At 60.6% G+C, this 13,137-nt stretch carries 10 protein-coding genes; 4 read left to right on the top strand and 6 right to left on the bottom strand.

What is annotated here, in order from left to right; genetic code table 11:
• Window positions 1–226: 226 nt before the first annotated feature.
• Window positions 227–1,423 carry an NnrS family protein gene (locus QLG02_RS11550; RefSeq protein WP_282465220.1) on the top strand — a complete coding sequence of 399 codons (1,197 nt, stop codon included), beginning with the start codon at window positions 227–229 and terminating at the stop codon, window positions 1,421–1,423.
• Between the two features lie 8 nt (window positions 1,424–1,431).
• On the opposite strand, the gene QLG02_RS11545 is transcribed toward QLG02_RS11550, so the two are convergent.
• Window positions 1,432–2,001 (bottom strand): XRE family transcriptional regulator, encoded by a 570-nt coding sequence (locus tag QLG02_RS11545; RefSeq protein WP_282465219.1) that lies wholly within the window; start codon window positions 1,999–2,001, stop codon window positions 1,432–1,434.
• Between the two features lie 121 nt (window positions 2,002–2,122).
• On the opposite strand from QLG02_RS11545, the gene QLG02_RS11540 reads away from it, so the two are divergent.
• On the top strand, window positions 2,123–3,274 hold the full coding sequence (locus QLG02_RS11540) for a benzoate/H(+) symporter BenE family transporter (RefSeq protein ID WP_282465218.1): 1,152 nt from the start codon (window positions 2,123–2,125) through the stop codon (window positions 3,272–3,274).
• A gap of 150 nt (window positions 3,275–3,424) precedes the next feature.
• Window positions 3,425–4,489, top strand: coding sequence for a DUF3103 family protein (locus QLG02_RS11535; RefSeq protein WP_011707631.1), 1,065 nt, complete (start codon window positions 3,425–3,427; stop codon window positions 4,487–4,489).
• A 63-nt stretch (window positions 4,490–4,552) separates the two neighbouring features.
• Here the strand turns inward: QLG02_RS11535 and metF are convergent, their stop codons facing one another.
• The gene (metF, locus tag QLG02_RS11530) at window positions 4,553–5,449 is read right to left on the bottom strand and encodes a methylenetetrahydrofolate reductase (RefSeq protein WP_005306036.1); all 897 of its coding nucleotides are present in this window, start codon (window positions 5,447–5,449) and stop codon (window positions 4,553–4,555) included.
• 328 nt (window positions 5,450–5,777) lie between these two features.
• Here metF and QLG02_RS11525 point away from each other — a divergent pair, with 328 nt between their 5' ends.
• Window positions 5,778–6,569: a GNAT family N-acetyltransferase gene (locus QLG02_RS11525; RefSeq protein ID WP_282465217.1), complete on the top strand. Its 792-nt coding sequence runs from the start codon at window positions 5,778–5,780 to the stop codon at window positions 6,567–6,569.
• Window positions 6,570–6,632: 63 nt separating this feature from the next.
• On the opposite strand, the gene QLG02_RS11520 is transcribed toward QLG02_RS11525, so the two are convergent.
• The 4 genes from QLG02_RS11520 to QLG02_RS11505 all read right to left on the bottom strand — a co-directional run bounded on the left by QLG02_RS11520 (window position 6,633) and on the right by QLG02_RS11505 (window position 13,047).
• Window positions 6,633–8,096 carry an ABC transporter substrate-binding protein gene (locus QLG02_RS11520; RefSeq protein ID WP_282465216.1) on the bottom strand — a complete coding sequence of 488 codons (1,464 nt, stop codon included), beginning with the start codon at window positions 8,094–8,096 and terminating at the stop codon, window positions 6,633–6,635.
• 8 nt (window positions 8,097–8,104) lie between these two features.
• Window positions 8,105–10,084 (bottom strand): methyl-accepting chemotaxis protein, encoded by a 1,980-nt coding sequence (locus QLG02_RS11515; RefSeq protein ID WP_242797264.1) that lies wholly within the window; start codon window positions 10,082–10,084, stop codon window positions 8,105–8,107.
• A gap of 219 nt (window positions 10,085–10,303) precedes the next feature.
• Window positions 10,304–10,915, bottom strand: coding sequence for an OmpW family outer membrane protein (locus tag QLG02_RS11510; RefSeq protein ID WP_011707635.1), 612 nt, complete (start codon window positions 10,913–10,915; stop codon window positions 10,304–10,306).
• Between the two features lie 446 nt (window positions 10,916–11,361).
• On the bottom strand, window positions 11,362–13,047 hold the full coding sequence (locus QLG02_RS11505; protein ID WP_282465215.1) for a diguanylate cyclase: 1,686 nt from the start codon (window positions 13,045–13,047) through the stop codon (window positions 11,362–11,364).
• Window positions 13,048–13,137: the final 90 nt, after the last annotated feature.

The raw sequence follows: 13,137 nt of genomic DNA, 5'->3' as shown, positions 1-13,137 counted from the left end.
TCATCAGGTTGGCGTGTTCCGCCGTGCTGGTAGGGGCGCATTATAGGGAGCCGCGTCGCGATGACAAGGGCTTTTTCACCAAAAAAACTCGTTCGCTCAGATATGCAGCAAAGCGGTTCTATTTCGCTCGCATCACCACCATTTCGGGCTTTCATTGGATTTAAATTGAACATTTGAAAAGCCACTTTATAATTGGCTTTTCAAATGTTCAATTTAGGTTTCATTCATGTACCAGATCCTGGATAGCCGCAAAGAGGAGAAAATCGTTCCTCTGTTCCGCCTCGGGTTTCGGCCTTTCTTCCTGCTTGGCGCCTTGTTCTCGGCATTGGCGATGCTGGGCTGGCTCGGGCAGCTCAATGGCTGGTTCGTTCTGCCGGGGATTGGCAACCCCATCTGGTGGCATGCCCATGAGATGCTGTTTGGTTTCGGAGCAGCGATCGTCGCGGGCTTCCTGCTGACGGCAGTGCAAAACTGGACCGCTCACCCCGGGGTTAGAAGCTGGCCCCTGGTGCTGCTCGTCGTGCTGTGGGCATTGCCGAGGGCCTTGCTGCCCTGGTTGGGCGAGCACAATACCTTCTTGATGGCGGCAGATCTGCTCTGGCTGCCTCTTTGCGCCTGGTATCTGGCCAAACCCATAGTGCTAACTAAACAATGGCGCAACCTCTTCTTTGTGCCTTTGCTGGTCGTGCTGACCCTGCTCAACGCCACCAGCTGGCTGTGGCAGGCACAGTGGGCAGATATGGAACATCTGCTCATTACCACTGTGCTCTTGTTTACAACCCTGATCGCCGTGATGGGTGGAAGAGTCATCCCCTTCTTTACCGCCAGAGCCACAGGGATGGAAAAAGCCGTCCCAATTCTCTGGCTGGAGCGCGCAGCCCTTGCCACGCTGTGGCTCACCCTGGTGAGCTGGCTGCTGCTGCCCACCCCATGGATCACCAGCCTCTACCTGCTTCCTCTATATATAGTGGCGGCCGTTTTGCACTTGTGGCGCCAATTGCGTTGGCGGCTGCCTTCCACTCTTGGCCAACCCCTCTTGTGGTCACTGCACCTCGCCTACCTGTTTATTCCTCTCGGTCTGCTCGCCCTTGGTGCTCTGGCTGCCGGCCTGCCCATCAGCCTGTCGCTGGCCAGCCACCTGCTCAGTGCCGGCTGCATGGGGACCATGATCCTGGGGATGATAGCCCGGGTCTCTCTTGGTCATAGCGGCCGGGCCTTGCAGGTGGGGCGCAGGATCCAGTGCGCGTTCGCGCTGGTGATCATGGCAGCCCTGATCCGGGTTCTGATCCCGCTGCTTTGGCCGGCCTATACCCTGCACGGCTGGAACCTGAGCGGCCTGGCCTGGAGCCTGGCATATGGCCTGTTTGTCTGGGTCTATGCTCCCATATTGACCGGCCCCCGGGCTGATGGGCGTCCAGGCTGACCCGGGGGTCAAGCTCTGCGGGCCGGATAGTGGATCAGATTGTGGAAGATGGCAGGGGCCACACCCAGATTGCGATAGCCATGGGGGCGGTCGGCCGGGAAACGTACCGCCTCCCCCTGCGTCAATGAGCGCCACTCCCCTTCCACCAGCACTTCCATCAGGCCGCTGATGACGATGACATGCTCGGTCACCCCGGGTTCATGGGGTTCTGATTCTCGCTGATAGCCGGGCAACAGAGTCAGCTCAAACAGTTCGAATCCAAAGCGCCCCTCATAAGGGAAGAGAGGGGCGACCTGCATGCCCTCTCCCGCCGGCTGCTGGCGAATCACATCTGCGGTGCGATAGAGCACTTCCCCCTGCTCTGCCGGGGTCGGCTCGATGAAGCTGGAGAAAGAGACCCGAAAGCCGGTGGCAATCTTCCACAGGGTGGCCACCGTCGGGCTCGACTCCCCCCGTTCAATCTGGCCCAGCATGGCCTTGCTCACTCCCGTCTCCCGCGCCGCTACATCCAGGCTCCAGCCCAGTTCGCTGCGCAAGCCCTTCAGACGTTGGGCCAGATGCTGATTCATCTCTTGCATGACTGCCTCTTTGTTGTGCGTGCTTGAATCGCCTTGTGCGCTATAGCGCACAGCGATATAGTCTGAAGCAATATTGTACGCAATAACGCACAAACCGTCACAACCCCACAAGGACGTCACCATGCCCTTTGCCCTTCCTCATCTGGTCGCCGGCTTCATCGCCGTGATGGTCGGCTATACCAGCTCGGTCATCCTGATCATTCAGGCAGCCACGGCAGCGGGGGCCGATGCTGCCCAGCTCGCATCCTGGCTATGGACGCTGGGCATTGGCATGGGTATCAGTTGCATCGGCCTCTCCCTCTATTATCGCATCCCTGTCTTGACCGCCTGGTCGACCCCAGGTGCCGCCCTGCTCATCACCAGCCTGGGTCACTTCACCCTGGCCGAAGCCATCGGCGCCTTCGTTATCTCTTCTCTGCTGATCACCCTGTGCGGTATCAGCGGCTGGTTCGATCGGCTGATGCGCCATATCCCGGCCCAGCTCGCGGCGGCCATGCTGGCCGGGGTATTGCTCAAGTTCGGGCTGGATCTGTTCAAGGTCGCCCCGGCAGATCCCTTGCTGCTCGGCAGCCTGCTGCTGGCGTTCTTGCTCGGCCGTCATCTCTGGCCACGCTATACCATGGTGCTGGTACTGGCGACCGGCATTCTCATCTGCCTGCTGAGAGGCCAGCTGCAGCTTGACACCATCCACTGGCAACTGGCCGGCCCGGTCATGACCTGGCCAGAGTTTTCCCTTGGTGCCCTGTTCGGTATCGCTCTGCCACTGTTCATCGTCACCATGACCTCCCAGAACATGCCGGGCATTGCCATTTTGCGGGCCCACGGCTATCAGCCCGCCACCTCATCCCTCATCACCTGGACCGGCCTGACCGGTCTGCCGCTGGCGCCCTTCGGCGGCTATGCCTTCAACCTGGCGGCCATCACGGCGGCCATCTGCATGGGGAAAGAAGTGGATCCGGACGCCAACCGGCGCTGGCCCGCGGCGGTGTGGGCCGGCGGCTTCTACCTGCTGACCGGCTGTTTCGGGGCCACGGTGGCGGCGCTGTTCACGGCCTTCCCGGCGACATTGGTGACCTGTGTCGCCGGGCTGGCGCTGCTCGGCACCATCGGCAGCAGCCTGCACACCGCATTGCAGCACGACGAGGCCCGTGAGGCCGCCCTGCTGACCTTCATCATCACCGCCTCCGGCATCAGCCTGCTCGGCATCGGCGCCGCCTGCTGGGGACTGCTCGTCGGCATCATCCTCTATCAAGTCAACCAGCGGAGAAACTGACCTGACCATCTGGGGAGCCCCCCGTGAGACACCGCACATAATTCAGAAAAATTGGTTCACAGCTGAAACTAATTGCCATTAAGTGGTGTCGAGGCACTTCTTCTTCCCCGATGCGTGCCTCATGTCAGACTCATAAACTGGAGAATAATAATGAGGAATCAGGCTGTCATTTTGTTACTGGCACTGCTGGGCGCCACCACCGCCCACGCTGCCGACACCGATCGGGAGCTGGCCCGCCAGCTCGCGCTGCAGCAGAAGAACCTGCTGCCGCTGCTGAGCAATCAGGAGTACCAGAGCCCGCTGCCCAACCTGTTGCAAAAGGCCAGCCCGCGCCTGAAACGCCAGGCCCGGGATGCCAACCAGGCAGCCATCAGCCGGCAAGGGCTGGATGGCGAGGTCAAGGAGCTGATGCAGCTGCGACTGGCCAACCCGGAACAGGCCGCCGCGCTGCAGCAGGGTGTCGAGCCGCTGGTCGCCTATGTACCGAGCGGCGATGAGAAGAGCTGGAGCGCCATCGAAGCCTTCGACAGCGCCGGCAACCCCGTCTATCTGGATGTGGACAAGGCACCGGCCCGTCCGGTCCTGGTCGTGGAAGCTGATCCCGTCAAGGCCAAGAACGCCGGCCTCAAGGTGATCCGCAAGGCGCTGGCTGCCGCCGATATGCAGGTGGCTCCCCGTGCGGCGGCCAGCACGGCCCCGCTCAAAACCAGCATCCTGAAGAAAATTCGGTTGAAGGATGATCAGGAGCCCTGGCTGCTGGGTGCGGCCGAGGTGTATGCGGTGGTCGCAGGGGTCAATCCCAGCCGGGATGAGCCCGTGGTCGACATTGTCGACATGCCCTATCTCGACTATGACAACACCGACTACACCCCCAACCAGATCCTGGTCTACTGGGATCGCTATCGCTGGGGTGCCGTCGACATCGTCATGATGGAGCAGGACGACAACGTCAACTACAAGGAGCTGAGCGGCCTGTTCATCGATGCCCTCAAGCTGGCCTTCACGGCTGGCGGCGTGCCCGAGGCACTGCCCTTCCTCGATCTCGGCGGTCGCATCGTCAAGGCGCTGCCCGACTCCTGGATGACCAACAACGATGACTATCTGGATACCTTCTACACCCTGGAGCAGGACCAGAGCTATCACCAGTACCCCGGCGCAGCCGGCAATGCGGTGATCGATCTCGAACCCAAAGAGATCGCCCCCACCAGGCCCTGATTGGTCGCCATGACAAAAAAGCCAATGAGCGACTCATTGGCTTTTTTTTGTGCCCGCGATCCGTTACGGCTGGCCTTTCGGCCTCACCCCCAGGGTGTGGCAGATGGCGTAGGTCAGCTCGGAGCGGTTCAGGGTATAGAAGTGGAAATCCTTCACCCCTTCCTGACTCAGCACCCGCACCTGATCGATGGCGATGCTGGCACCCACCATGTTGCGGGTCATCTGATCGTCATCCAGCCCCTCGAAACGCTGATGCATCCAGCGCGGGATCTTCACGTTGGTGAAGCCGGCAAACTTGGCCAGGGTCTGGTAGTTGGAAACCGGCAGGATCCCCGGCACGATTTCGGCATCGATGCCGATGGCAGCGCAGCGATCCCGAAAGCGCAGGTAGGTCTCGACGTCAAAGAAGAACTGGGTGATGGCGCGGTTGGCACCGGCATCGATCTTGCGTTTGAGGTTGAGCAGATCCGACTGTGCGCTGCGCGCTTCCGGGTGCCCTTCCGGGTAGGCGGCCACCGAAATATCGAAGTCCGCTTCGGCCTTGAGCAGGGCCACCAGATCGGTCGCATACATCTCTGGCTTCTCCAGCCCCTGGGGCAGGTCGCCGCGCAGCGCCACGATATGGCGGATACCGCTGTTCCAGTAGTCACGGGCAATGGTGCGCAGCTCGTCGCGGCTGGCGTCGATACAGGTCAGGTGCGGTGCGGCGATCAGACCGGTCCGCTCCTTGATGTCCTTGATCACCTTGTGCGTGCGATCTCGGGTGCCCGAGTTGGCGCCATACGTCACCGACACAAACTTGGGCTCCAGCACTTTCAGGCGCTCGATGGATTGCCACAGGGTATTTTCCATCCCTTCGCTGTTGGGCGGAAAAAACTCGAAACTGACCGATATGTCGCCACTCAAATCTGCCAGACTCTGGTTGAGTGCCTCAACCTGACGTGCGCTGTGAAATCCCATCTGCTCTCTCCCTGCCCTGCAATCCATCTCTCTACGTCAAAACGGATGTTTGGACGTCTAAACGTCTTTCTATCTTTATGAGAAAATGGCACAAAGTCAACACTGTTTTACAGCGAGAGGAAGGCCGCCGATTTTTATTTGGCAATAAAGCCAAAGTAACGATTGGCACCCCATCCCAAAATCCGGCGAGTCGCGTTATGATGAACGCAGATCGTCCTGGACGTTCTGAATCTGCGTGTGATTGTTTGGCCGGAGGTTTCTCCGGCCCCTTTTCAACCTCTTCCTCTTCCTGCCGATAACCAATTGAACCATTCGCAGGAGCATCATCATGGACACCCACCCCGGCTTTGCCACCGACTTGCTGTTCGATCGCTATCAAGGCAACGTGGTCGACCATGAGCAGTTCTGGGCCGTGCGCACTCCCGATGCTCCCGATTACTACTTCGGCAACTACCTGCTGCTCCCCTTTCCCCCCAGCGATCACGACAAAGGCTGGCTCGAGGCCAGTTTCGACAAGCTGATCGGGCAGGATCCCCGAGTCAGACACCGCACCTTCCAGTGGCCTCTCGCGGCCGGCCAGAACAGCCGGGTCGCCGGCTTCGTGGCGGCGGGATACCAGTACATGGAGTGCGTGGTGCTGGCACTGGAGGCTACAAACTGGCAACCGCCAGCCGCGACGGTGGCCGCGCGCCCCTTTACCTCGGCCGACTGGGACGAGTGGCTGGCCTTTGAACTGGAGGAGCGGGATCCCGGCCACTCGGAGCAGAGCTACCTGCCCTATCTGCAGTCACGCCGCCAGTTGTATGAGGCGATGATCGGGGACGGACTGGGTCAGTGGTGGGGGATCTGGCAACAGGAACAGCTGGTCGCCAGTTGCGGCCTCTTCTTCACCGATACTCTGGGCCGCTTCCAGCTGGTGCGCACAAGGCAGGCATGGCGCAATCAGGGATTGTGCCGTCAGCTGCTGAGCCAGGTTGCCAGGCACGGGCTGACGCGGGTCGACCGGCTCATCATAGTGGCCGACGAGCACTATCACGCCCAGCGCGTCTATCGCTCGCTCGGGTTCGCCCCGGTGGCCCGTATCGGCAGCCTCTGTCGCTGGCCCCACCCGGTGCAGTGACGTCGCTGACTGACAGCAAAGAAAACGGGAGGCTGATGCCTCCCGTTGTTTATCTGCTGCCAGCTATTGCTGCGGTGTTTCCAGCTCGTTGGAGAGCGCCTGCTCCACCTCGGCCGACGGAGCCGGCAACGGCGCGGCCGCCGCAGATGCCGCTGCGGCAGGCGTTGCTGACGGCGCCGGGGTGGCTGGTGTCTCTGTCATCGCCGGCGTCGCAGTGGATACAGCGGCAGAAGGCTCGGTGGTCGCAGCGGCGGCCGGGACATCACACTGGCAATCGCCCCCTTTCACCTTGTTGCCCTGATGGGGCGGATACCAGCCCTTCAGGCCCTGCTCCAGCCGATCGGCTGCCGCCTTGGGCTCCATCTTGCCGAGCAGCACGGCCTGACTCACTTCGGCCAGCTCGTCACCCAGCTTGGGCGTACCACGGGAGAGGATCTGGGTGGCCACCCGGATGGTGGAGTCGCACTGATCCCGCCACTCCATCATCTCCTTCGCCGCCGGGTTGGTGACCTCGAAGAAGTGGTTGGAGAGGGAGAAGAAGCCGGGCAGCGAGTTGGTATAGAGCTCGGCGAACTGGGGCGTGGTCAGCCACTGCAGGAAGGCCATGGCCGCCTCCTTGTTCTTGCTGGCCGGGTTCATGCCCATCCCGATGTCGGTGTGATCGGTAAAGAAGCAGCCATCGCCCTGTTTTGCCACGGGCGGGCGCATCACGCCAAAGTCCACCTTGCCGGTGAAGGGAGCGATCTCCCAGGAACCCGCCACGTAGAAGGCGGCCTTGCCCGAGGTGAACAGCTCGTTGGTCGCAGCATAGTCGCGACTCTCGCCACCTTCGCCGAGGTAGGGACGCCAGCGCGCCAGCTCCTCGAACACCTTGACGTAGGGCGGGTTGTCAAAACGCTCCTGCCCCCCGATCAACGCCAGTCGACCATCCTCCCCCTTCCAGTAGTTGGGGCCTATGTTCTGGAAGCCGAGCTCGGAGGATACCCAGCTTTCCGAGCCGCTCATGGCGAGCGGCACATAGCGGCCATCGGCTTTCACCTTGTCCAGCGCCGCGAAGAAGGCATCCCGGGTTTGCGGCACACTCAGCCCCAGCTCACTGAAAATCTTCTTGTTGTAGAAGAAGCCGTGAATCACCGAGGCCATGGGCACGCAGAAGGTCTGGGCGCCGGAGTCGGTCTGCCAGGGTGACTGGGCAAAACTTGGGAAGTTCTCCATCCCCGACATCTCGGTCAGCTCCGCCAGGTGGCCCGCCTTGAACAGGGCCAGAGAGTCGTCGAACGGCCGGCAGGTGATGAGATCCCCCGCCTTGCCCTCTTTCAGACTGGCCCACAGGGTCGGCATGTAGTCGACGTTCTGCACCCCGTTGAACTTCACCTGGATGCCCGGGTGGGAAGCCTCGAAGGCAGGAATGATCTTCTGCTCCCACAAGGCCTTGTCATCAATCCGCCAGCTCTCGATCACCAGCTCGCTGGCCATCAGCTGACCACACAACAGGAGACTCAGGGCCCCGATCCACTTGTTAGACATAAGCCCTCCTAAACCTTGAAATGTGCGATCAATTGCTGCTGCTTGGCGACCAGATCCGCCAGCACTTCACTGCTGCCAGCCGACTCCCGCGCTTCCCGTTCGGTCTCGTAGGCCACCTCGGCGATGCCTGAGATATGGCGGGCCACCCCCTGGCTGACCGAGATCTGCTCCTGGGCGGCATGTGCCACCTGATCCGCCATAGCCTTGATGGCGCTCATCCGGTCGGCGATGGATTGCAGGGCTGCATCCATCTCCCGGGTCTGCTCGACACAATTGTGGGTCTGCTCCTGACTGCGTCCCATCACCTCCACCACCAGCTTGCTCGAGCTCTGCAGATTCTCGATCATCGCCTGGATCTCTTCGGTCGAGGTCTGGGTCCGGTTGGCCAGTGCCCGCACCTCGTCAGCCACCACGGCAAAGCCACGGCCCGCATCGCCGGCCCGCGCCGCCTCGATGGCGGCGTTCAGCGCCAGCAGGTTGGTCTGCTCGGCGATGCTGCGGATCACATCGAGGATGCTGCCGATGTTGTTGCTGAACTCACCCAGCTTGTAGGTGATGCCAACAGCCTCTTCCATGGCGCCGGCCAGTTGTTCCGTGATGCGACGGGTGGTCGCCACCTTCTGGCGACCGCTGCGGGCTTCATCATCGGCCAGATCCACTTCCCGTTTTGTGCCATCGGTGGAGCGGGCCACCTCGGTGGCACTCACCTCCAGCTCGGTGATGGCGGCAGCCACCTGATCGGTCTGACTCTTCTGATCCTGCACCCGGGACACGGCCCTTTCGCTTATCTCGGCGGCGCGGCTCGCCTCCTCCACCAGATGGCGGGAGCCGGCATTGATCTGGGAGAGCAGCTCGCCGGTTTTGCCGGCCAGGGTATCGATGGAGCGGGAGAGTGCGCCGAACTCGCAGCTGCTGCGATAGTTGATGCGGCGAGTCATGTCCCCGGCCGCCATGTAGTCCAGCTCCTTGTTGATCATCTGCAGCGGACGCTGAATGCTGCGCGCAGTGGTATAGCCGATGATGAGGGCGGCGGCGGCCGAGATGGCGGCTACCACCAGGATCCAGAAGCTGGCGCTGCTGACCGCATCATCCGCCGTGGTGCGGCTCTGGCTGGCAATCGAGCCGGCCGACTGTCCCATCTCGTCGAGCAGGCCCAGGCTGTTGATCAGGCTGGCATCGAGTTGCTGATTGAGAGTCTGCAGCGAGGCGGCCAGCTGCTGGGCATTGCGCATGGTCGCCAGCAGCCCCTGCTGGCCGAGTGCCAGCTCCTGCATCCGGTCGAGGTTGGAGACGAAGCGCTGCTTCACGTCATCCGGCACCAGCACCCGATCGAGCCGCTTGCGGGCCATCTCGATGTCCTTGCTCAGCACCTTCTCCAGCTCGTTGAGATCGGTCTTGGCATCGGCCCGGCGAATGTTCTTCAGATCGCGTGCAATGCCCGAGGTGATGAGTTCAGCCTTGTTGCGCATGGAGCGTTTGCTGGCGGTCTGCTGCAGCAGCAGATCGGCAGCCCACTGGTAGGTGTCTTCCAGTCGGATAAAGGCAATCTCCAGCTTGTGGCGCTGATCCTGGGCATTGACCCACTGGCTGTGCTGGGAGAGTACCTGTTCAGCCAGGCCGTAGAACTGCTTGGTAGCGGTATCGACCTGCTGAAAACGAGAGCCGGCCTCGGCCACCCCGCTAAACTTGTCCATCTCCTGGCTCAGCTGACTGAAACGCGCCTGCTGCTCCTTGAACTGGCTGGCCAGCTGCGGCAGCTGGCCTGCATCCTCGTTGGTCCGGTAGACCAGCACCCAGCGGTTGCTGTCCTGCAGGGCGCCTTTCAGGCCGGCCACCGCAATCACCAACGGGGTTGCCCGGTCGGAGACCTGTGACAAGCCGTCGTTGATGCCCCTGATCTTCAGGGTGCTGATCACACCCAGCAGGATCAACAGCAGCAGCATCAACACAAATCCGGCGATGATCCGCTGCACAATAGATAAACCCATGGAGACATCCTCACTCGTGGGGGAAAGGTAACGTGAACATAGACACTATCGGCACAAGGGGCGAATTATAGAGGGGAGACCGAGGGTATTTTATTGATCTATATGGGGTTGGATCACAGTTGACGGGGGACGCTTTGCGCGTAAAAGGGCCCGGACTGTGCCGGGCCAAAGAGACATGCTAGCTGTAACGGCCCGTGGGGGGGCCAACCCTGTGTCCTATCAGAAGCGATAGCCGACACCAAACATGAAGGCCATGGGATCGATGGAGGTGTTGATGGTACCCACGGCGGTGTGCACGTCGGTATCGATATCCATGATCCAGGCGGAGGCGTTGACGAACCAGCGATCATTGATCGCCATGTCCAGGCCGACCTGACCGGCCATGCCCCAGGAGGAGTCCACGCTCACGTCGGTGCCATCCAGCGCGCCGCGGCCCTGCTCATCGAAGAAGGTGGTGTAGTTGATACCGGCACCGATATAGGGGCGTACCTTGCTGTTGGCATCACCGAAGTAGTACTGCGCCATCAGGGTTGGCGGCAGGTGCTTGACCTTGGCCACTTCACCCAGACCGGCGGTGGATACCGAGTGGGAGAAGGGCGTGGCTGCCAGCAGCTCGACACCCCAGTTGTCAGTGATCAGATAAGAGAGTGTCAGACCCAGCTGCATATTGCTGTCGATTTCCAGCTCGCCGGTACCCAGCACGTTGTCACTGCTCGTTTGCGGAGAAACAAAGGCCAGGCCGCCACGCACCAGAATATCACCGGCTTGGTGGGCCATGGCGACGGGAGAAGCGAGCGCGGCCGCGATCATCAGAGGAAGGATCTTTTTCATCACGTTTTCCTTTTAGTTTTCGTTTTATATGTTGCAAGCCTGAAAACTATAAAGGGATGTGAATGCAGAGTTATTGATTTAGCTCAAACGTTACCAAGAAATAGATGGATGTGTACAGCAGCTTAAGACTCACGAGACATGGCCGATAATTGGCGAAATAAACAATAAAAACATAATGATACGTCAATTCAAAATCAAACCAGCCACATTAAAAGATAATTTAAATGCACCTTATTGAGGCTTTAAACGGCTAAAAACGGTTGTTTCACTCGCTCAACCAGAGTATTTTTGCGAGCCATGTAGCCGGGCTGTAAGAAATTCTTTATGAAACCACAAACCAGAAGGGACAAAATAGTAGCCATACTGGCGGCCATCTGGGGTATTGGCTCCTTCCTGTTTATTTTATTGGGATTCGTTCTCGGCATGGCGCTATTAATTCTGACCCACTAGGCCGACTGGCTGGTGTGAGACGCCTGACACCGCAACCACTCCCCCGCCACAATCTGCTCCGGGTTCAAATCCCACTGCGCCGGCCCCAGCTCCCCGCTATATCCGCGCCAGCGATTCCTGCCCTCCTGCTTGGCCCGGTACAGCGCCATGTCTGCCAGTTTGAAGCTCAGGTTCCAGAACGAATCCTCCAGCTCCCGATGCAGGGGGTAATCGCAGAATCCCAGTGAAGCCGTCATCCAGAGCGGCAACTCTTCGCGCCCGAAGCGGCAGTCGGCAATCTTGCGGCGCAGACGCTCGACCCGCTGGGCAACCCGTGTCGGCTCATCGCCGGTCAGCAGCAGCAAAAACTCCTCGCCACCCAGCCGGATCAGCGGCTCCTCCTCAGCGAGGGCCCCCCGCAGCAACTCCGCCAGCTGGCATAACAGCAGATCGCCGATGTCGTGGCCGAAGCGATCGTTGACCTGCTTGAAGTGATCCAGATCCAGGATCAGCAACACCCTGCCTGCCGCCAGCACATCGCGATTGAGCAACCATTCATCGAGGTAGCGCCGGTTGAAGGCGTGGGTCAGCGGATCCGTATAGGCGGCCGTCTCCATCCGGGATGAATAAGCCTGCAAGGCGCTGTGGTGCAAGCTGATCCTGGCCGCCATCTCCCGGAACTTGCGACTGAGCAGCGCCATCTCCTGACTGCTGTCGATGATCGGCAACACGCTCACATCCTGCTTTTCGGCAAACTTGTGCAGCGCCCCCACCAGCTCGCCGATCGGCCCGAGCACGATGGCGCGCAAGCGGGCCAGCGCCATCAGAATGCAGGCGAAGCTTATCAGCAGCATGCCGATGAAGGTCCAGATCGCCCCCTCCATCGCCCCCCGCAGCACGTCACGCTCCTCTTCCACAATCAGGGTCAAGACGGGGGTGCCGTCGTTGTCCAGCAGCAACCCCTCCCCCCTGACACGCTGCAACCCCAGATCCACCAGCCGGTAGCTCATGTATGGTTTGAACGGCTTGAAAGAGCCCTGGTGCTCGCCAGTTCTGGGTTGGGCAATGGTCAAGGCGAGTGCGGTCCGCGCCGCCAGATCGTCCAGATAGCGTTCATCCAGCCAACGGGTCGCCAGCAGATAGCCATTGGGTTTGGCATCGCCTAGGGTATTGGTCACCGGCTGCAGCGAGAAGATGAGCGGCCCCCATAACGATCCTCTCACCCCGCTCAGACTGTGGATCCCCCCCTGCCGCGATTCACGCAGCAGTTGCAGCTTGAGGTCATCCAGAAAGAAGGGAAGCAGGGTGGTGTCCGTATCAGGCGCCTCCGGCAGCAGGGTGCGAGTCCAGATTTCAGAGCCCTGCAAATCCATGTAACTCAGCACGTTGAGCTCAAAGTCCCGCATCGGGGTGTCGACCAGCAGATTGGAGTGGATGTAGCCTTGATTGGGCCTGGCCAGGAAGTGGTAGCTTTCGTCCCAGATCCCCCAATCCCGGGTGAAGGCATTGATGGCATTGATGTCGCCCTGCACGGCCCTGACCACCCGTTGCAGATGATCCTGCATTCGCCGCTCCTCGACCCGCTGCGCCGCCGGCACCTGAGCCAGCGCGATCACGATGAGCAGCATCAGGATGGCGCCGGCCCAGACGGGGAACATGGAGTAGGCCAGCAAATGATCGATGGATCGGGACGGTTGAGCCATGGACGCCAATATCCTTTGAATGGCAATGCGAAACGGGAAGGGTCTTGCCCCAAGTATGGAGTATCGGCCCGTCTGGAGGTCACTGAATTA

The organism is Aeromonas sp. V90_14, assembly GCF_029967615.1.
Classification (GTDB): domain Bacteria; phylum Pseudomonadota; class Gammaproteobacteria; order Enterobacterales; family Aeromonadaceae; genus Aeromonas; species Aeromonas hydrophila.
Note: the sequence above shows the minus strand (reverse complement) of the source record. Positions and strands in the feature narration are given on the sequence as shown.